This is a genomic window from Bradyrhizobium sp. RP6, from assembly GCF_003837805.1.
GTDB lineage: Bacteria > Pseudomonadota > Alphaproteobacteria > Rhizobiales > Xanthobacteraceae > Bradyrhizobium.
The window spans coordinates 142,983-160,490 of sequence record NZ_RQIT01000005.1 but is presented as its reverse complement, the minus strand read 5'-3'; the positions used below and the strand labels follow the sequence as shown (position 1 = coordinate 160,490).

Below are 17,508 nucleotides of genomic sequence, written 5' to 3'. Positions count from 1 at the left end.
TGTTTTGCCCGACGGCGCAAGTGAATTTAGGATAATCCGTAGGTCATTGATTTCACAGCCCCCGTCTACTGTGCATGGGGTTGTTTTCGCATTTTTGATCTGGCGAGGGCCTATCCCGCTCCGAGCGCCACCGCGACGTTGTACGTCACGAGGCTCGCCGTATAGGCCAGCACCAGCATGTAGCTGAAGGTCGCGGCCATCCAGGTCCAGCTGCCAGTCTCGCGCCGGATGACGGCCAGCGTGGAGGCGCATTGCGGGGCGAAGATGTACCAGGCCAGCATCGACAGCGCGGTCGCCAGCGACCATTTCGTCGCCAGCACCTGGCCGATCTGCTCGGCCGCTTCCTTGCCGCCCTCGATCGCGTAGACGGTGCCGAGCGCTGCGACCGCGACTTCGCGCGCCGCCATGCCCGGGATCAGGGCGACCGCGATCTGCCAGTTGAAGCCGACGGGGGCGAGCAGCGGCTCCAGGGCCTTGCCGATCATCGCAGCCAGGCTGAAATCGATGGCTGGCTCGGTCGCGCCCGCGGGCGGCTGCGGGAACGACGCCAGGAACCAGATCAGCACCATCATCGAGAAGATCGTGGTGCCGGCGCGGTGCAGGAACATCTTGGCCCGGGTGTAGACCCCGATCGCGATCGATTTCAGCCGCGGCATCTTGTAATCCGGCAGCTCCAGCATGAACGGCGCCGGCGCATAGTCGCGCAGCATGAAGAACTTGATCAGGAACGAGACGGCAAGCGCGCTGACGATGCCGGTGGCGTAGAGGCCGAACATCACGAGGCCCTGGAGGTTGATGAAGCCCCAGACGTCCCTAGCCGGAATGAATGCCGAGATGATCAGCGTGTAGACCGGAATGCGCGCCGAGCAGGTCATCAGCGGCGCGATCAGGATCGTGGTCAGCCGGTCGCGCTTGTCGTCGATCACGCGCGTCGCCATGATGCCGGGAATGGCGCAGGCAAAGCTCGACAACAGCGGAATGAAGGCGCGGCCGTGCAGCCCTGCGCCGCCCATGATGCGGTCCATCAGGAACGCGGCGCGGGCCATGTAGCCGAAATCTTCCAGGAGCAGGATGAACAGGAAGATGATGATGATCTGCGGCAGGAACACGATGACGCTGCCGACGCCCGAGATCACGCCGTTCTGAAGGAAGCTCTGGAGCAGGCCGGCGGGCAGGGTGGCCTGGACGAATTCGCCCAGCGCTTCGAAGCCCGAGTTGAGCAGCTCCATCAGTGGCTGCGCCCAGGCGAACACCGCCTGGAACATCACGAACAGGATCAGCGCGAGCACGATGAGGCCGCCCACCGGATGCAGCACGATCGCGTCGATCCGCGCGGTCCAGGTGTCGGGCCTGGCAGGCAGGCTGACACAGTTGGCGATGATGCGGTCGGCCTCGCGCTGGGTGGCGCGCAATTCGCTGACGCTGAGCGCACGCCAGCTGTTCTCCTGCGACTCAGTGGCGAGCTTGGCCGAGATCTCGTCGGTCAGCTTGAGCAGATCGGCCGTACCGCCCTTGCGCACCGCGATCGAGGTGACCACGGGCACGCCGAGCTCCTTTGCGAGCCGCTCCGCGTCGACAGTGATGCCGCGGCGGGACGCGATGTCGAACATGTTGAGCACGAGGATCATCGGCCGTCCCGTGCGCTTGAGCTCGAGCAGCAGGCGGATGGTCAGGCGCAGATTGGTGGAATCGGCGACGCAGAGCACGAGATCGGGCACCGTCTCGCCGCTGGCCTTGCCGAGCACGAAGTCGCGGGTGATCTCCTCGTCCGGGCTGCGGCCGCGCAGTGAATAGGTGCCGGGCAGGTCGACCACCGAGACCTGGCGTCCCAGCGGGGTAACGAAGAAGCCTTCCTTGCGCTCGACGGTGACGCCGGGATAATTCGCGACCTTCTGCCGGCTGCCGGTCAGGGCGTTGAACAGCGAGGTCTTGCCGCTGTTTGGCGTGCCCACCAGGGCGAGATGCAGCAGGGGGAGTTCCATGTGATCAGGGGCCCGGGATAAGGCGTCCCGTCGCATTCTAGGCGACGATGATGGCCATGGCTTCGCGACGGCGGACCGCGATGGTGATACTGTCGACCCGCACGGCGATCGGGTCGCGCCCAACCAGCCCCTCATGCAAGATCTCGACCCGGGCGCCCTCGACGAAGCCGAGTTCGATCAGGCGGCTTTCGAGCTCGACGTCCGAGAGCGCCGAGCCCGCCTGCTTGGCGGAAAGGTGCTGGATGACGCCGGTATAGCCCCGCTGGGCCAGACCCAGCGGCATGTGCGGACGCGTGTCAGTGGTGTCGGTCATGCCCTGTATTTTCAACGCGGGGCATTGAGGTCAAGCGCGCGCACCCGTGGAAACTGCACCTTAGAGTGATTTTAAAGTGTTGCAGCCGGGGCGCCGTCGCGGGCGCCCCCCGAGGGCTACTGGGCCGGGACCTTGTCCGGATGAGCCGCCATGGCGCGGCTCTTGAAGTAGTCAAGCACGAAGAGACGGATCGCCGACGACAGATTGCCTTGCTGGCGGTTGTTGTCAATCTCGCCGACCAGCTCGGACAACGTCATGTTGCGCAGGCCGGAGATCTCCTTCATCCCGTTCCAGAACGCCTCTTCCAGGCTGACGCTGGTCTTGTGGCCGGCGACGACAATCGACCGTTTCACGACGGGCGACTTCATGGCTGCTCCTCGTGATCGATCCGGTGCTGGTCCAGATGCTCCTTGGCCTGGTCCGCCCGCTTCTCCTCTGCCGACCGGTCCGCCTTCGTGCGACCGAACTTCGCCCGGTTGGCGTCCGCCTGCTTCGCCGAGGCTTCCCGCTCGACGCGCTTCCTGAAGCGATTCAGGTTGATGACGTTCCCCATGCCGCGTCTCCATCAGCAGATCCTCGCTAGGCAGGATGAAACATTCAGAAAAAGGGTGCCACGTTGCGCCCCGCAAGACTTGATCGCCATTCGCTCGTCCTCGTCAATCGGCCCCACGGGCCATCAAACGATGAATTTCGCCCGAGGGCGGAAGAGCTGCGTAACACACCGCCCCGCCGCAACATTGACGGTAATCAAATCCCTCCCCCAAAACCGCATATTTCTGAGGCCCGAGGGTCCGTATCATTACGGATGGCTATCGGAATTCGGAAATCTATCCCGGGCTGGTCATCTTCTCGGGGCGTACCAGCCGGTCGAACTCGTCGGCCGAGACGAAGCCGAGCCGCAGCGCCTCCTCCCTGAGCGTGGTGCCGTTGGCATGCGCCGTCTTGGCGACCTTTGCCGCGTTGTCATAGCCGATCTTCGGGGCCAGCGCCGTCACCAGCATCAGCGAGCGTTGCATCAGCTCGCTTATGCGCTTTTCGTCGGCGCGGATGCCGCTGACGCAATGTTCGGTGAAGGAGCGTGCGGCATCCGCCATCAGGCGGATCGAGTGCAGCATGTTGTAGGCGAGCACGGGCTTGTAGACGTTGAGCTCGAAATGGCCCTGGCTGCCGGCGACGGTGATGGCGGTGTGATTGCCGAACACCTGGCAGCACACCATGGTCATCGCCTCGCATTGGGTCGGATTGACCTTGCCGGGCATGATCGAGGAGCCAGGCTCGTTCTCCGGCAGGATCAGCTCGCCGAGACCCGAACGCGGGCCGGAGCCGAGCAGGCGGATGTCGTTGGCGATCTTGAACAGGCCGGTCGCGACCGAATTGATGGCCCCGTGCGCGAGCACATAGGCGTCGTTCGAGGCCAGCGCCTCGAATTTGTTGGCGGCGCTGGTGAACGGGAGCTTCGTGATGCGGGCAACATGCTTTGCGAACAGTTTTGCAAAGCGCGGCTTCGAGTTGAGGCCGGTGCCGACGGCGGTGCCGCCCTGCGCCAGCGGATAAAGCTCCTTCACCGCGACCTTGAGCCGGGCAATGCCGCTTTCGACCTGCGCGGCATAACCGGAAAATTCCTGGCCCAGCGTCAGGGGCGTTGCATCCTGGGTGTGGGTGCGGCCGATCTTGACGATCTTTGCGAACTCCTTCTCCTTCTTGCGCAGTGCACGCAGCAATTCCCCGAGGGCGGGGACGAGATCGGCATTGATGCGGCTCGCGGCCGCGATGTGCATCGCGGTGGGAAACGAGTCGTTCGACGACTGGCTCATGTTGACATGGTCGTTGGGATGCACCGGCTTCTTGGCGCCGAGTTCGCCGCCGAGCAGCTCATTGGCACGGTTGGCGATCACCTCGTTGAGATTCATGTTGCTCTGCGTGCCGGAGCCGGTCTGCCACACCACGAGGGGAAAATGATCATCCAGCTCGCCCTCGATCACCTCGCGCGCGGCACGGATGATGGCGCCCGCGCGGCGCTGGTCGAGCAGGCCGAGCTCGCGATTGGACTGCGCGGCGGCGAGCTTGACGATGCCGAGGGCATGCACCAGCGAGACCGGCATGCGATCGGTGCCGATGCGAAAATTCTGGCGCGAGCGTTCGGTCTGGGCCCCCCAATAGCGGTCGGCGGGGACTTCGATGGGACCAAAGCTGTCGGTTTCGATGCGGGTCGCGGAGCGTGAAGGGCGGGTCGTCTTGGCGGTCGTTTTGGCCATAAGCACATCCATTCTGCCGCGCGAAACGCCGCGCGGCCTTTTCATGTGCTTCTCTATATAGGCAGTTTGGCCCTGTGCGACGGGCTCGGGCCCAGTCTAGATCATTTCTTGCGGAAACGATCGAGCCGCACGACTTCGGCGCCGCCCTGGCTCGGCGGGGGCGGCTCGTCGGTGGCTTCTGTCTCTTCCGTGGCAGGTGCCGGGACCGATACGGCCGATGGCGCGGGCGCCGCCGCCAAATTCTCGGGCGCGACCTCGGCGACGTCGGAGGTGTCGAACTGGAGGCCGAACTTCACGGACGGATCGAGGAAGCTCTTGATCGCACTGAACGGCACCACCAGCCGCTCCGGAATGCCGCCAAAGGACAGGCCGACCTCGAAACGGTCCTCGAGCACGGTCAGGTCCCAGAACTGGTGCTGGAGGATGATCGTCATCTCTTCCGGATATTGCGCGAGCAGTCGCGGCGACAGCTTCACGCCCTCGGCCCTCGACACGAAGGTGATGAAGAAATGGTGCTCGCCCGGCAGGCCATGGGCCGCGGCATCGGTCAGCACCTTCCGCAGCACGCCGCGCAGCGCGTCGCGGGCCAGTACATCATATCGGATATGATCGGTCGCCATGGTGGTCCTGTTGCATCCCCGAACCCGGACCCTGCCGGCCCCGACTCGCCAAGCCGCAATAGTACCGCGCCTGACGGGTGAGCAGGAGTCCCCGCCGGGGAAGAAATCGAAGAGTTAAAGTGGAGGCTTCTGTTGCCAGGTGCCTCCGAACCCCGCCTAGCGGAGCTTAACCCGCTAGGACTTTAGAGTGGTCTTTCAAACTGCGTTACGCAGCCTGAGCAACCGGAGCAAAGTTGTCGTTGGCAACTATTGCAGTAGCCCGATAACGGCGGAACAATACCGGGAAAAAGTACGCCCTTTACGCCCTCGTCGATCCTATTTCGCCCCCGCCAAAGCCCGCTTCCGGGCTAGCCCGATGGTGGGCTTTGGTGGAGGCGCCGGGTACCGCCCCCGGGTCCGAATGGTTTATTGCGACGACCGTTTATTTCCATAGCCGGCGAACCGGCATCCCCAATATAGGGCGCAAAGCTTTCGAAAAACAGGGGTTTCGAGCGGATTGGCTGCGGTTCCCTTTGGATAGGTTCCGGATCGTCTTGGCCGCGGTGCGACCCTCGTTCTAAGCTCCTGACATGTCCTCGGATTCAGCACCGGCTGTCCAAGAGCCGGATCTCGCCACCGCACCGCCGAGCCTGGTCGCGTTGTTTCTGGCCTTCGCCAGGATGTCGCTGGCGGGTTTCGGTGGGGTCCTGATGTTCGCCCGGCGAGCGCTCGTCGAGCAGCACCGTTGGATGACGGCGGATGAGTTCAACGAGACCTTTGCGCTCTGCCACTTCTTGCCCGGGCCCAACATCGTCAACCTGTCGATGGTGTTTGGATCGCGGCTGCGCGGCGTCGCCGGCGGCGTTGCCGCCTTTGCCGGGCTGTTGCTGCCGCCGACGCTGATCATGACGGCGCTGGCGATCGCCTACGCCCGTTTCGGCGATATCGAGGTGCTGCGCCGAATCCTTGCCGGCATCTCATGCGCGGCGGTCGGCCTCTTGATCGCGGTGGTCTTCCGCATGATGACGCCGCTGCTCAAGCGCGCGGATCCCCTCGCGGCGATCCTGATGCTCGGTGTGTTCCTCGCCATCGGCGTGCTCCGCATGCCGCTCCAGGCGGTGCTGCTGGTCGCGATCCCCGTTAGTATGTCCGTCACTTATTTCCTGCGACGGAAAGTAGCAGCATGACCAGCCACAGCCCGATCTGGTCGCTGATCTCCACCTTCGGTCTGATGTCGCTATTCGCCGTCGGCGGGGCCGCGGCAGCGGTGCCCGAGATGCACCGCATTGCGGTCGAAGTCCATCACTGGATGACCGACAAGCAGTTCACTGACGCCTATGCGATCGCACAGCTCTCGCCGGGTCCGAACGTGCTTATCGTGACGTTAATCGGCTATGCCGTCGCGGGGATCCCCGGCGCGCTGGCGGCGACGCTGGCGATGTGCCTGCCGACGGCACTGCTTGCCTATTTTGTCAGCCGGCTCCTGAATCGCCCGAGCCAATCGCGCTGGCCCGGCCTGATCCAGGCTGCATTGGTTCCGCTCTCCATTGGTTTGATGGCGGCGAGTGCCCTGATCCTGGCCCAGTCCACCGATCGCAGCATTGCTGCACTGCTTCTGACCGCAATGGTTGCCGTGGTGGCGTCCGTCTCGCGCGTCAATCCCCTGTGGCTCCTGCTCGCCGGGGGCGTGTTGGGTTTTGCTGGCATTGTGTAATGAAAATCGCTAGGCAGTGATCCGGGGCGGGGGATCCAGTTCCAGCGGATTTAGAACAACAGTGCTCGTGACTTACGGGTCGCGGAGGAGACAGGCATGGCCGACACGATGGGCCACTCAGCGACGGCTACCCGAAACACCAAGGTAGCGCTCGGCTTTTGTCTGCTGGCGATTGCGCCGCAGATTTTCGAATTGATCTGGTCGATCGGGACGATCTTCGGCTGGGGCACCGGCCGCGGCCCGGCGGCGGTCGTCACCGGCCACGCGACGGCGCTGCTCGCCGGCGCGCCCAGTGCCATATTCGGATCGTTCGGCGGCGGCACCAAGAAGATGTCGTCCGAGGTGCTGCTGGCGCTGATCTATTCCTATCCGCTGTTCGCCGTGGCGATCCTGACGCTGTTCATGACGATCCGATCGGCACAGGATTATGTCGGCGGCGTCGTCCTGATGGCCGTCGCCCTGTTCGCGCTGTGGGCGTCGAGCGATCTGCAGGGCATGCGGGGCTTCTCCTTCGGCGCAGGGACCGCGCCGCGCATGTTCGGCGGGCTGCTGGTCGCCTTGTCCGCCGGCATCGCCCTGACCGGCCTTCTGACCAACGGGCCGGCGATGGCTCATTATTCCTGGCGGGGACCGCTGTTCGTGGTCGCCGCGATCCTCTTCTTCGCCCTGTCGATCCGGTCCCTCGGCCTCGTGGTAACGGCCTTCTCGAGCTTCATGATCGCGGCGACGGGCTCGCATGAGACGCGCTGGTTGGAAGCGGTGATCGTCGGCGCCTGCCTGACGGTCGGTTGCGCCATCCTGTTTCCCTACGTGCTCGGGCTGCCGATGCCGATGTACCCGCGTTTCCTGAACCAGTGAGGGCGTGATGGATATCTTTGCCAACCTCGCTCACGGTTTCGCCGTCGCGTTCTCTCCGATCAACCTCCTGATGTGCCTGATCGGCGCCCTCGTCGGCACGCTGGTCGGCGTACTCCCGGGCATCGGCACCATTGCGACGGTCGCGATGCTGCTGCCGATCACCTTCGGACTGCCGCCGGTCGGCGCGCTGATCATGCTCGCCGGCATCTATTACGGCGCGCAATATGGCGGTTCGACCACGTCGATCCTCGTCAACATACCGGGTGAGGCGACATCGGTCGTCACCGCCATTGACGGCCACCAGATGGCCAAGCAGGGCCGCGCCGGCCCGGCGCTGGCGATCGCCGCGATCGGCTCGTTCTTCGCCGGCTGCGTCGCGACCGTCCTGATTGCCATCCTCGGCGCGCCGCTCACGAAGCTCGCGCTGGCGTTCGGCCCGGCCGAATATTTCTCGCTGATGGTGCTCGGCCTGATCTTCGCGGTGGTCCTGGCCAAGGGCTCAGTGCTTAAGGCGATCGCCATGATCGTATTCGGCCTGCTGCTGTCGATGGTCGGCTCGGACATCGAGACCGGTGCCTCGCGCATGGCCTTCAACATTCCCGAGCTCGCCGACGGTCTCGGCTTCGCGACGGTGGCGATGGGCGTGTTCGGTTTTGCCGAGATCATCCGCAATCTCGATCATGGCGCCGAGATGAACCGCGACCTCGTCCAGCAGAAGATCACCGGCCTGATGCCGACAAGGAAGGATCTGGCCGACTCGACGCCGCCGATCCTGCGCGGCACCGTGCTCGGCTCGATCCTCGGCATCCTCCCCGGCGGCGGCGCGGTCATCGCGTCGTTTGCGGCCTATACGCTCGAGAAGAAGCTGGCCAAGAACCCGTCGCGGTTCGGTCGCGGCGCGATCGAGGGCGTCGCGGGGCCGGAGAGCGCCAACAACGCCGCGGCGCAGACCTCGTTCATCCCGCTGCTCACCCTCGGCATCCCGCCGAACGCAGTGATGGCGCTGATGGTGGGCGCCATGACCATTCACGGCATCGTGCCGGGTCCACAGGTGATGCAGAAGCAGCCAGATCTCGTCTGGGGCATGATCGCCTCGATGTGGATCGGCAATCTGATGCTGATCATCATCAACCTGCCGCTGGTCGGCATCTGGGTGCGGCTGCTGCGCGTGCCGTACCGGCTCATGTTCCCCTCGATCGTGATCTTCTGCGCGATCGGCATCTATTCGGTGAACAACGCGCCGGTCGACGTCATCCTCGCAGGCGTGTTCGGTCTGGTCGGATATTGGCTGATCAAGCACGATTTCGAGCCGGCGCCGCTGCTGCTCGGCATGGTGCTCGGACCGCTGATGGAGGAGAACCTGCGCCGGGCGCTGCTGATCTCGCGCGGCGACTGGAGCGTGTTCCTGACGCGTCCATTGTCGGCGGTGCTGCTGGCGGTTGCAGCGGGCCTTCTTGTTCTTACGGTGCTGCCGACGTTGCGCGCCAAGCGCGACGAGGTGTTCACCGAGTCCGAGAACTGAGGTCGCCGCCCAACGGCGACCCACGTCCTGCGTCGGCGCGCCGCATTCGGAAGTCCAATCGACTTGTGTGGCGGCTTCGTGAAATGAAAATGCCGGCCTCTTGGCCGGCATTTTTGTGGATAACCAAGGGGATCACAAGGGGATCGACATGACCTTTATTCGCGCGCTCACGGGCGCATGCGCCGCAGCGCTCGCCTCGCTCGGCGCCTTGGTTGCACCGGCCGAGGCGCAGACCTATCCGACGCGCAGCATCACCATGATCGTGCCGTTCGCGGCCGGTGGGCCGACCGATGTCGTCGCGCGCATCGTCACCTCGCACATGGCGCAAACGCTGGGGCAAAGCATCATCATCGAGAACGTCGTCGGTGCCGGCGGCACAACCGCGACCACGCGCGCCGCGCGCGCGGCCAATGACGGTTATACGCTGATCACCGGGCATATGGGCACGCACGCCGCATCGGTGCCGCTCTATCCGAAGCTCGCCTACCATCCCGAGAAGGACTTCGAGCCGATTGCGCTGCTCGCGGGCACGCCGATCCTGATCCTCGCGCGCAAGGACTTTCCGCCGAAGGACCTGAATGAGTTCGTCACCTATGTGAAGGCGAACGCCGAGAAAGTGAACGCCGCGCATGCCGGCGTCGGCTCGGTTTCGCATGTCTCCTGCGAATTGCTGCACTCGATCCTCGACATCAAGCCGGTCGGCGTGCCCTTCAACGGCACGGGACCTGCGATGAACGCGCTGGTGGCGGGCCAGGTCGATTACATGTGCGACCAGATCGTCAACGCCGTGCCGCAGATCAACGCCGGCACTATCAAGGCCTATGCAATCGCAACGCCGGAGCGCAATCCCTCGCTGCCGAACGTGCCGACGACGGCCGAAGCGGGCCTGCCGAAGTTCCAGGCGCAGGCCTGGAACGCGATATTCGCGCCCAAGGGAACTTCGCCCGCGATCGTGGCAAGCCTGAACGCTGCGGCCGTCAAGGCGCTCGATGACGAGACCGTGCGCAAGCGGTTGCTCGAGCTCGGCAGCGTTATCCCAAGGCCTGCCGAACGGACGTCCGAATCACTGGCCACCCTCGTCAAGGGCGAGATCGCGAAGTGGACCCCGGTGCTCAAGCCGGCAACTTAGGCGATACGGTCAAGCGAGTAGGTAGGGAAGGGCGGGACGCAGGTTCCGCCCTTGTCGTTTGTGCCGGAAACACTCATTTTTCCGGGTATAATCGCCGCAGGCAGCGAATCGCTGCTGTTGCAGCGCGATGGTGGCCGCTAAGTTCGGCGCCTCCCCCAAAGGCTGCCGTCTTTCCTAAGGTTTTTGGCACATGCACCAGTATCAGGACCTGCTCGAGCGGATTCTTTCAGACGGCGCCGAGAAGACCGACCGGACCGGCACCGGCACGCTCTCGGTGTTCGGCCACCAGATGCGCTTCAATCTCTCCGCCGGCTTCCCGATGCTGACCACCAAGCGGCTGCCGCTGAAGGCGATCGTGCACGAGCTGTTGTGGTTCCTGAAGGGCGACACCAACATCAAATATCTGCGCGACAACGGCGTCACCATCTGGGACGAGTGGGCGGACGCCAATGGCGATCTCGGCCCGGTGTACGGCCATCAATGGCGCTCCTGGCCCACCGCCGACGGGCGCAGCATCGACCAGATCGCCAATGTCATCGACATGATCAAGCGCACTCCCGATTCCCGTCGGCTGATCGTCACCGCCTGGAATCCGGCCGACGTCGAGAAGATGGCTCTACCGCCCTGCCACCTGCTGTTCCAGTTCTATGTCGCGAGCGGGAAATTGTCGTGCCAGCTCTATCAGCGCTCGGCCGACGTCTTCCTGGGCGTGCCCTTCAACATCGCCTCCTATGCGCTGCTCGCCATGATGGTGGCGCAAGTCACCGGCTTGAAGCCCGGCGACTTCGTGCACTCGCTCGGCGACACCCACCTCTATTCCAACCATCTGGAGCAGGCGCGGCTCCAGCTCACCCGCGCGCCGCGGCCGCTGCCGGTGATGCGGATCAATCCTGATGTGAAGGATATCTTCTCCTTCCGATACGAGGATTTCGAGCTCGTCGGCTACGATCCGCATCCGCACATCAAGGCGGAAGTCGCGGTCTAGCGCCTATGTCGCTCAACATCCGCCGCGTGCGCCCGGGCGAAGCCGGGCTCGTTCTGGATTTCATCCGCGAGCTGGCTGAATACGAGAAACTGTCGCACGAGGTGGAGGCGTCCGAAGCTGATATCGCCGATGCGCTGTTCGGCGAAAGACCGCAACTCTATTGCGCCATTGCCGAGTGGAACGGTGATCCGGTCGGCTTCGCGGTGTGGTTTGCGAATTTCTCCACCTTCAGCGGCCGCCACGGCATCTATCTCGAAGATCTCTACGTGCGGCCGTCGCATCGGGGCAGGGGCCTCGGCAAGGCGCTGCTGGTCTATCTCGCCAGGGAATGCATCGAGAACGGCTGGTCGCGCCTGCAATGGGCGGTGCTCGACTGGAACGCGCCGTCGATCGCGTTCTACAAGTCGCTCGGCGCCGTCATGATGGACGACTGGACGCTGTGCCGCGTCACCGGGCCTGCGCTGACGCGGCTTGCCGGGAACACGCCCTGATGGAGATCGTCTTCGTCGTTGCCATTGCGGAGAACGGCGTCATCGGCGCCGGCAGCGCCATCCCGTGGCGATTGAAATCCGACATGGCCCGCTTCAAGGCGCTCACGATCGGCAAGCCGGTGATCATGGGCCGCAAGACCTTCGAATCCCTGCGCCGGCCGCTGCCGGGCCGCACCAACATCGTGATCACGCGCGATGCGGCTTATCGTGCCGCTGGTGCCGTCGTCACGACGTCGGCTGCGGATGCGGAGGCGGTCGCGCGCGGCGATGCCCTGCGGCGTTCGGTCACTGAGATCGCGGTGATCGGCGGCGCCGAGATCTACCGGCAATGGCTCGATCGCGCCGATCGCCTCGAAATCACTGAAGTGCATGCGCGGCCCGAAGGCGACACGCGTTTCGACATCGACAAGGCCGGGTGGGAGGAGACCACGCGCATGCGTCATCCTGCCGGACCCGACGACAGCGCTGACTTCTCCTATGTGACATATCGTCGGCGGCCGGGCCATTAACCGCATTCGCCAATGTTTACATTGACTTTTTCGTGCCCGAGCATAGCTCGGAAGACGACCCGGGCTGCGTTGTAAGGGACCTGCCTGTCCCCTATAAAGCCGGACCGGACAAAGCGGGCGGGGGCAATTCCACCCTGCCGAGGAGAGCGTCGAATGCCGTGGAAGAATCAGGGCGGTGGCCCATGGGGCTCGGGTCCAAAGGGACCATGGGGCTCCGGCCCGCAACCGGTCGGGCCGAGGCCGCCGGATCTGGAGGATCTTCTGCGGCGCGGCCAGGACCGCCTCCAGCAGATCATGCCGGGCGGCTATTTCTCCGGCGTCGGCATCACGCTGATCATCCTGCTGATCGTCGCATTCTGGCTGCTGTCGGGCTTCTTCCGCGTGCAGTCCGAAGAGCTCGGCGTCGTGCTGCGCTTCGGCAAGCATGTCCGCACCGTGCAGCCGGGCCTGAACTACCATCTGCCTTATCCAATCGAGACAGTGCTGCTGCCCAAGGCGCTGCGCGTCAACACCATCTCCATCGGCATGACGCTGATCGACGATCCGGCGCGGCGCGGCCGCTCGGTTCGTGACGTGCCGGAAGAGAGCCTGATGCTGACCGGCGACGAGAACATCGTCGACGTCGACTTCACCGTGCTCTGGCGTATCAAGCCGGACGGCGTCGGCGATTTCCTCTTCAACATCCAGAATCCCGAAGGCACCGTGAAGGCGGTCGCCGAGAGCGCGATGCGCGAGGTGATCGGCCGCTCGCAAATCCAGCCGATCCTGACCGGCGCGCGGAACGTCACCGAGCAGAACGTGCATGAACTGATCCAGAGGACCCTCGACAGCTACGGCGCGGGCATTCAGATCAGCCAGGTGCAGATGCAGAAGGTGGATCCGCCGGCGCAGGTGATCGACGCCTTCCGCGACGTGCAGGCGGCGCGCGCCAATCTCGAGCAGTTGCAGAATGAAGCGCAGACCTACGCCAACCAGGTGGTGCCGCAGGCGCGCGGACGTGCAGCTCAGATCCTTCAGGCCGCCGAAGGCTACAAGGAGCAGGCGGTCGCAGAGGCCAAGGGCCAGAGCGCGCGCTTTCTGAAAGTTTACGAGGAATACAAGAAGGCGCCCGACGTGACGCGTGAACGGATCTATCTTGAAACGATGGAGCGCGTCCTCGGCGGCGCCGACAAGCTCGTCTATGACGGCGGCGCCTCGGGGCAGGGAATCGTGCCCTATCTGCCGCTTCCCGAACTGACGACCAGGCGGCCGCCTACCACCGGTCCGCAGTCGAGCGGAGGCAGCCGATGAGGTCTCCGGTTACAGGTTTCGTCGCTCTGCTCGGGCTGCTCCTGGTCCTGATCGTCGGCTACATGTCGCTGTTCACGGTACAGCAGACCGAGCAGACCATCGTGCTCCAGTTCGGCCGGCCCGTCGACGTCGTCACCACACCCGGCCTGCATTTCAAGGCGCCGTGGAATTCGGTGATCAACATCGACAAGCGGATCCTCGATCTGGAGAATCCGTCGCAGGAGGCGATCGCATCCGACCAGAAGCGGCTCGTCGTCGACGCCTTTGCGCGCTACCGCATCAAGGATGCGCTGCGTTTCTATCAGAGCATCGGCTCGATCCAGGCTGCCAACATCCAGCTCACCACGCTCCTGAACGCGGCGTTGCGCCGCGTGCTCGGCGAGGTCACCTTCATCAATGTGGTGCGCGACGACCGCGAGAAGCTGATGCTGCGCATCCGCGACCAGCTGGATCGCGAGGCCGACGGCTACGGCATCGAGGTCGTCGACGTCCGGATCCGCCGTGCCGACCTGCCGGAGCAGAACAGCCAGGCGGTCTACCAGCGCATGAAGACCGAGCGTGAGCGCGAGGCCGCCGAGTTCCGTGCTCAGGGTGGACAGAAGGCGCAGGAGATCAAGTCCAGGGCCGACCGCGAGGCCACTGTCATCGTCGCGGAGGCCAATTCGCAGGCCGAGCAGACCCGCGGTGCGGGCGATGCCGAGCGCAACCGCCTGTTTGCGGAAGCCTACAGCAAGGACGCCGACTTCTTCGCCTTCTACCGGTCAATGACGGCCTACGAGAACGGGCTTCGTTCGAACGACACCCGCTTCCTGCTGCGGCCGGACTCGGATTTCTTCCGGTACTTCAGTAATCCGTCCGGCAAGACGGCAAATGAGACGCCGGCGAAGCCGTAAGCTAGACAAGGGCGGCCGGTCTGGCCGCCCTTTGTCCAGACAAGAACAGTATAGCGGGAGGTTCCATTCCGATGAGGTCCATTGCGTTCGCCGACTTCCTCATCGGCCTAGGCATCCTGTTCGTGCTTGAAGGCTTGATGTTCGCGGCCAGTCCCAACTGGATGCGCAAAGCCATGAAGAGCGCCATCGCTACGCCGGACAACGTCCTGCGGGCGGTTGGGATCGGCTCGGCCGTGGCCGGCCTGGTCCTGATCTGGGTTATCCGGCGCCCGATTTAGGGCATCAGGCCAACGCCAAAGTGAAGGCGACAGACTGGTTTTCGTCGTATTGTCGGGGTCTTGAGGCCCATTAAGCTCCGCGCTTGCGTCGTGCCCCCCTTCGAGCGCAGTCTGGCGCCGAATCCCTTTGCCTGGAGATCACAATGACCGCTGCCACCACTGCCCCGTCCCGCTCGCGCCGTTGCGTGCGACTTGGTGTGCGAATTGGGCTGGCCGCGCTCGCCGTCAGTGCTTTCAGCGCGTTCGGCACGCCGGCCCATGCGCGCGGACCGGATGGCATCGCGGACGTCGCCGAGAAGGTGATCGACGCGGTCGTCAACATCTCGACGTCCCAGACGGTCGACGCCAAGGGCGGCGGCGGCAGCAACACCATGCCGCAACTGCCGCCCGGCTCGCCGTTCGAAGAGTTCTTCGACGACTTCTTCAAGAACCGCCGGGGCCCCGGTGGCGGCAGCAAGGGCGGCGACAACAACCCCCCGCGCAAGACCAACTCGCTCGGAAGCGGCTTCATCATCGATGCGTCAGGCGTCGTCGTCACCAATAACCACGTCATTGCGGACGCCGACGAGATTCACGTCATCCTCAACGACGGGACCAAGATCAAGGCCGAGCTGGTCGGCGTCGACAAGAAGACCGATCTCGCCGTGCTCAAGATCAAGCCGCCGAAGCCGTTGGTCGCGGTCAAGTTCGGCGACTCCGACAAGCTGCGCCTCGGCGACTGGGTGGTCGCGATCGGCAATCCCTTCAGCCTCGGAGGCACGGTGACGGCCGGCATCGTCTCGGCCAAGAACCGCGACATCTCCTCAGGGCCGTACGACAGCTATATCCAGACCGACGCCTCCATCAATCGCGGCAATTCCGGCGGTCCGCTATTCAACCTCGACGGCGACGTCATCGGCGTCAACACGCTGATCATCTCCCCATCCGGCGGCTCCATCGGCATCGGCTTCGCCGTGCCGTCGAAGACGGTGGTGGGCGTCGTCGATCAGCTCCGCCAGTTCGGCGAGCTGCGCCGCGGCTGGCTTGGGGTGCGCATCCAGAGCGTCACCGACGAGATCGCCGAGAGTCTCAACATCAAGCCGGCGCGCGGTGCGCTGGTCGCCGGCGTCGACGACAAGGGCCCGGCCAAGCCCGCCGGCATCGAGCCCGGCGACGTCGTCGTCAAGTTCGACGGCAAGGACGTGAAGGACCCGAAGGACCTGTCCCGTGTCGTCGCCGACACGGCGGTCGGCAAGGAGGTCGACGTCGTCATCATCCGCAAGGGACAGGAAGAGACCAAGAAGGTCACGCTCGGCCGCCTCCAGGACCCCGAAAAGGTGCAGGCCGCGGTGAAGACCGACGAACCCGCGCCCGAGAAGCCGGTGACGCAGAAGGCGCTTGGCCTGGACCTCGCAGCGCTCAACAAGGATCTGCGCACGCGCTACAAGATCAAGGACAGCGTCAAGGGCGTGGTCGTCACCAATGTCGACGCCAATTCAGACGCGGCCGAGAAGCGCCTCTCGGCCGGTGACGTCATCGTCGAGGTCGCGCAGGAAGCGGTGTCGAGCGGCGCCGACATCCAGAAGCGGGTCGATCAGCTCAAGAAGGACGGCAAGAAGTCGGTGCTGCTGCTGGTCTCCAACGGCGACGGCGAGCTGCGTTTCGTCGCACTGAGTGTGCAGTAACTGCATCCGTCATTCCGGGGCGATGCGAAGCATCGACCCCGGAATCTGGAGGTTCCCTGGTGCGCGATTGCGCACCTGAGGTCTGGTGCTTCGCACCATCCAGAACGACGATTGTGTCAGCCCTCGACGAACTCGTCGCGTCGATACCCCTGCGCATAGAGCAGCGCGGTGAGATCGCCGTGATCGATCCGCGCGGCCGCGGCAGCGGCCACCGCGGGCTTGGCGTGATAGGCCACGCCGAGCCCCGCCGCCTGAATCATCGCGAGATCGTTGGCGCCGTCGCCGACCACTACCGAGTCGATGTCGTCGAGATCGAACGACTCCATCAAGTCCACCAGCGTCGCGAGTTTTGCCGCGCGGCCGAGGATCGGCTCCTTCACCTCGCCGGTGAACTTGCCGTCGCGTACGACGAGTTCGTTGGCGCGGTTCTCCTGGAAGCCGATCTTGGCGGCGACCGCGGTCGTGAACAGCGTGAATCCGCCGGAGACGAGGCAGGTGTAAGCGCCGTTCGCGCGCATGGTCGCGACCAGTGTTCTGCCGCCCGGCGTCAGCGTGATGCGCTTGGCCAGCACCTCGTCGACCACGTTTGCGGGCAGGTCCTTGAGCAGCGCAACGCGCTCGCGCAGCGCCGGCTCGAACTCGATCTCGCCGCGCATCGCGCGCTCGGTGATGGCGGCGACATGCGCCTTCACCCCGACGAAATCGGCGAGCTCGTCGATGCATTCCTGGCCGATCATGGTGGAATCCATGTCGGCGAGAAAAAGCTTCTTGCGCCGGGCGCCGACTGGCTGCACGACGATATCGATGGGCAGGTCGCCGCGGAGCTCGCGCAACCGTTGCTCGATGGCGTGACGGTCGCCTCCGAGGTTACTGTCGGTGCCGAAGGGGATGTCGACCGCGACCCCGTCGAACAGCCAGTGCGCCGGCGCCGCCTGTGGCAGCACGGCGCGGGCGCCGTCGACGAGGGTCGAGTCGAGCGCGGGATTGTCAGGGTTGCAGATCAGCGTGGCAACGAGGGACATTGAG

Annotated in this window: 19 protein-coding genes and 1 other RNA gene; 12 read left to right on the top strand and 8 right to left on the bottom strand. The window is 64.5% G+C overall.

The window, feature by feature from the left end:
* Window positions 1-110 precede the first annotated feature (110 nt).
* The 7 genes from feoB to ssrA all read right to left on the bottom strand — a co-directional run bounded on the left by feoB (window position 111) and on the right by ssrA (window position 5,655).
* Window positions 111-1,982, bottom strand: coding sequence for a ferrous iron transporter B (gene feoB, locus EHH60_RS13550; RefSeq protein ID WP_124159953.1), 1,872 nt, complete (start codon window positions 1,980-1,982; stop codon window positions 111-113).
* 37 nt (window positions 1,983-2,019) lie between these two features.
* Window positions 2,020-2,295: a FeoA family protein gene (locus EHH60_RS13545; protein WP_061879324.1), complete on the bottom strand. Its 276-nt coding sequence runs from the start codon at window positions 2,293-2,295 to the stop codon at window positions 2,020-2,022.
* Window positions 2,296-2,411: 116 nt separating this feature from the next.
* Window positions 2,412-2,663, bottom strand: coding sequence for a ribbon-helix-helix domain-containing protein (locus EHH60_RS13540; RefSeq protein WP_124159952.1), 252 nt, complete (start codon window positions 2,661-2,663; stop codon window positions 2,412-2,414).
* A complete protein-coding gene (locus EHH60_RS13535; protein WP_124159951.1) occupies window positions 2,660-2,848 on the bottom strand; it encodes a DUF4169 family protein in 189 nt (62 codons plus the stop codon). The genes EHH60_RS13540 and EHH60_RS13535 overlap by 4 nt, the downstream gene beginning before the upstream one ends.
* Window positions 2,849-3,122: 274 nt before the next feature.
* Window positions 3,123-4,562, bottom strand: a complete 1,440-nt coding sequence (fumC, locus tag EHH60_RS13530) for a class II fumarate hydratase (RefSeq protein WP_124159950.1) — start codon at window positions 4,560-4,562, stop codon at window positions 3,123-3,125.
* Window positions 4,563-4,651: 89 nt separating this feature from the next.
* Window positions 4,652-5,170, bottom strand: coding sequence for an SspB family protein (locus EHH60_RS13525; protein WP_124159949.1), 519 nt, complete (start codon window positions 5,168-5,170; stop codon window positions 4,652-4,654).
* A 118-nt stretch (window positions 5,171-5,288) separates the two neighbouring features.
* Window positions 5,289-5,655, bottom strand: a transfer-messenger RNA (tmRNA) gene (gene ssrA / locus EHH60_RS13520).
* An 84-nt stretch (window positions 5,656-5,739) separates the two neighbouring features.
* Here ssrA and EHH60_RS13515 point away from each other — a divergent pair.
* From EHH60_RS13515 to EHH60_RS13460, 12 genes are all read left to right on the top strand, one after another.
* Window positions 5,740-6,336: a chromate transporter gene (locus EHH60_RS13515; RefSeq protein WP_124159948.1), complete on the top strand. Its 597-nt coding sequence runs from the start codon at window positions 5,740-5,742 to the stop codon at window positions 6,334-6,336.
* Window positions 6,333-6,863: a chromate transporter gene (locus tag EHH60_RS13510; protein WP_124159947.1), complete on the top strand. Its 531-nt coding sequence runs from the start codon at window positions 6,333-6,335 to the stop codon at window positions 6,861-6,863. Before EHH60_RS13515 ends, EHH60_RS13510 begins: the two co-directional genes overlap by 4 nt.
* Window positions 6,864-6,959: 96 nt before the next feature.
* A complete protein-coding gene (locus EHH60_RS13505) occupies window positions 6,960-7,721 on the top strand; it encodes a tripartite tricarboxylate transporter TctB family protein (RefSeq protein WP_124159946.1) in 762 nt (253 codons plus the stop codon).
* A 7-nt stretch (window positions 7,722-7,728) separates the two neighbouring features.
* Window positions 7,729-9,243 (top strand): tripartite tricarboxylate transporter permease, encoded by a 1,515-nt coding sequence (locus tag EHH60_RS13500; RefSeq protein WP_199751442.1) that lies wholly within the window; start codon window positions 7,729-7,731, stop codon window positions 9,241-9,243.
* A gap of 148 nt (window positions 9,244-9,391) precedes the next feature.
* Window positions 9,392-10,372 carry a tripartite tricarboxylate transporter substrate binding protein BugD gene (locus EHH60_RS13495; protein ID WP_124159944.1) on the top strand — a complete coding sequence of 327 codons (981 nt, stop codon included), beginning with the start codon at window positions 9,392-9,394 and terminating at the stop codon, window positions 10,370-10,372.
* A 190-nt stretch (window positions 10,373-10,562) separates the two neighbouring features.
* Window positions 10,563-11,357 carry a thymidylate synthase gene (locus EHH60_RS13490; protein ID WP_124159943.1) on the top strand — a complete coding sequence of 265 codons (795 nt, stop codon included), beginning with the start codon at window positions 10,563-10,565 and terminating at the stop codon, window positions 11,355-11,357.
* 5 nt (window positions 11,358-11,362) lie between these two features.
* Window positions 11,363-11,848, top strand: a complete 486-nt coding sequence (locus tag EHH60_RS13485) for a GNAT family N-acetyltransferase (protein WP_124159942.1) — start codon at window positions 11,363-11,365, stop codon at window positions 11,846-11,848.
* The gene (locus tag EHH60_RS13480) at window positions 11,848-12,357 is read left to right on the top strand and encodes a dihydrofolate reductase (RefSeq protein WP_124159941.1); all 510 of its coding nucleotides are present in this window, start codon (window positions 11,848-11,850) and stop codon (window positions 12,355-12,357) included. The genes EHH60_RS13485 and EHH60_RS13480 overlap by 1 nt, the downstream gene beginning before the upstream one ends.
* A 153-nt stretch (window positions 12,358-12,510) precedes the next feature.
* Window positions 12,511-13,647 carry an FtsH protease activity modulator HflK gene (gene hflK / locus EHH60_RS13475; protein ID WP_124159940.1) on the top strand — a complete coding sequence of 379 codons (1,137 nt, stop codon included), beginning with the start codon at window positions 12,511-12,513 and terminating at the stop codon, window positions 13,645-13,647.
* Entirely contained in the window at window positions 13,644-14,540 is an 897-nt protein-coding gene (gene hflC / locus EHH60_RS13470; protein ID WP_124159939.1) for a protease modulator HflC, read from the top strand. The genes hflK and hflC overlap by 4 nt, the downstream gene beginning before the upstream one ends.
* Window positions 14,541-14,611: 71 nt before the next feature.
* Window positions 14,612-14,818, top strand: coding sequence for a DUF2065 domain-containing protein (locus tag EHH60_RS13465; protein ID WP_028177121.1), 207 nt, complete (start codon window positions 14,612-14,614; stop codon window positions 14,816-14,818).
* Window positions 14,819-14,961: 143 nt separating this feature from the next.
* Window positions 14,962-16,482 carry a Do family serine endopeptidase gene (locus tag EHH60_RS13460; RefSeq protein ID WP_124159938.1) on the top strand — a complete coding sequence of 507 codons (1,521 nt, stop codon included), beginning with the start codon at window positions 14,962-14,964 and terminating at the stop codon, window positions 16,480-16,482.
* Window positions 16,483-16,598: 116 nt separating this feature from the next.
* Here EHH60_RS13460 and serB read toward each other — a convergent pair whose 3' ends face one another.
* On the bottom strand, window positions 16,599-17,504 hold the full coding sequence (serB, locus tag EHH60_RS13455; RefSeq protein WP_124159937.1) for a phosphoserine phosphatase SerB: 906 nt from the start codon (window positions 17,502-17,504) through the stop codon (window positions 16,599-16,601).
* Window positions 17,505-17,508 lie beyond the last annotated feature (4 nt).

What these genes read in the sequence shown, in the direction of transcription:
- feoB (WP_124159953.1), bottom strand. Translation starts at nt 1,982, where the DNA reads ATGGAACTCCCCCTGCTGCATCTCGCCCTGGTGGGCACGCCAAACAGC.
- EHH60_RS13545 (WP_061879324.1), bottom strand. Translation starts at nt 2,295, where the DNA reads ATGACCGACACCACTGACACGCGTCCGCACATGCCGCTGGGTCTGGCC.
- EHH60_RS13540 (WP_124159952.1), bottom strand. Translation starts at nt 2,663, where the DNA reads ATGAAGTCGCCCGTCGTGAAACGGTCGATTGTCGTCGCCGGCCACAAG.
- EHH60_RS13535 (WP_124159951.1), bottom strand. Translation starts at nt 2,848, where the DNA reads ATGGGGAACGTCATCAACCTGAATCGCTTCAGGAAGCGCGTCGAGCGG.
- fumC (WP_124159950.1), bottom strand. Translation starts at nt 4,562, where the DNA reads ATGGATGTGCTTATGGCCAAAACGACCGCCAAGACGACCCGCCCTTCA.
- EHH60_RS13525 (WP_124159949.1), bottom strand. Translation starts at nt 5,170, where the DNA reads ATGGCGACCGATCATATCCGATATGATGTACTGGCCCGCGACGCGCTG.
- EHH60_RS13515 (WP_124159948.1), top strand. Translation starts at nt 5,740, where the DNA reads ATGTCCTCGGATTCAGCACCGGCTGTCCAAGAGCCGGATCTCGCCACC.
- EHH60_RS13510 (WP_124159947.1), top strand. Translation starts at nt 6,333, where the DNA reads ATGACCAGCCACAGCCCGATCTGGTCGCTGATCTCCACCTTCGGTCTG.
- EHH60_RS13505 (WP_124159946.1), top strand. Translation starts at nt 6,960, where the DNA reads ATGGCCGACACGATGGGCCACTCAGCGACGGCTACCCGAAACACCAAG.
- EHH60_RS13500 (WP_199751442.1), top strand. Translation starts at nt 7,729, where the DNA reads ATGGATATCTTTGCCAACCTCGCTCACGGTTTCGCCGTCGCGTTCTCT.
- EHH60_RS13495 (WP_124159944.1), top strand. Translation starts at nt 9,392, where the DNA reads ATGACCTTTATTCGCGCGCTCACGGGCGCATGCGCCGCAGCGCTCGCC.
- EHH60_RS13490 (WP_124159943.1), top strand. Translation starts at nt 10,563, where the DNA reads ATGCACCAGTATCAGGACCTGCTCGAGCGGATTCTTTCAGACGGCGCC.
- EHH60_RS13485 (WP_124159942.1), top strand. Translation starts at nt 11,363, where the DNA reads ATGTCGCTCAACATCCGCCGCGTGCGCCCGGGCGAAGCCGGGCTCGTT.
- EHH60_RS13480 (WP_124159941.1), top strand. Translation starts at nt 11,848, where the DNA reads ATGGAGATCGTCTTCGTCGTTGCCATTGCGGAGAACGGCGTCATCGGC.
- hflK (WP_124159940.1), top strand. Translation starts at nt 12,511, where the DNA reads ATGCCGTGGAAGAATCAGGGCGGTGGCCCATGGGGCTCGGGTCCAAAG.
- hflC (WP_124159939.1), top strand. Translation starts at nt 13,644, where the DNA reads ATGAGGTCTCCGGTTACAGGTTTCGTCGCTCTGCTCGGGCTGCTCCTG.
- EHH60_RS13465 (WP_028177121.1), top strand. Translation starts at nt 14,612, where the DNA reads ATGAGGTCCATTGCGTTCGCCGACTTCCTCATCGGCCTAGGCATCCTG.
- EHH60_RS13460 (WP_124159938.1), top strand. Translation starts at nt 14,962, where the DNA reads ATGACCGCTGCCACCACTGCCCCGTCCCGCTCGCGCCGTTGCGTGCGA.
- serB (WP_124159937.1), bottom strand. Translation starts at nt 17,504, where the DNA reads ATGTCCCTCGTTGCCACGCTGATCTGCAACCCTGACAATCCCGCGCTC.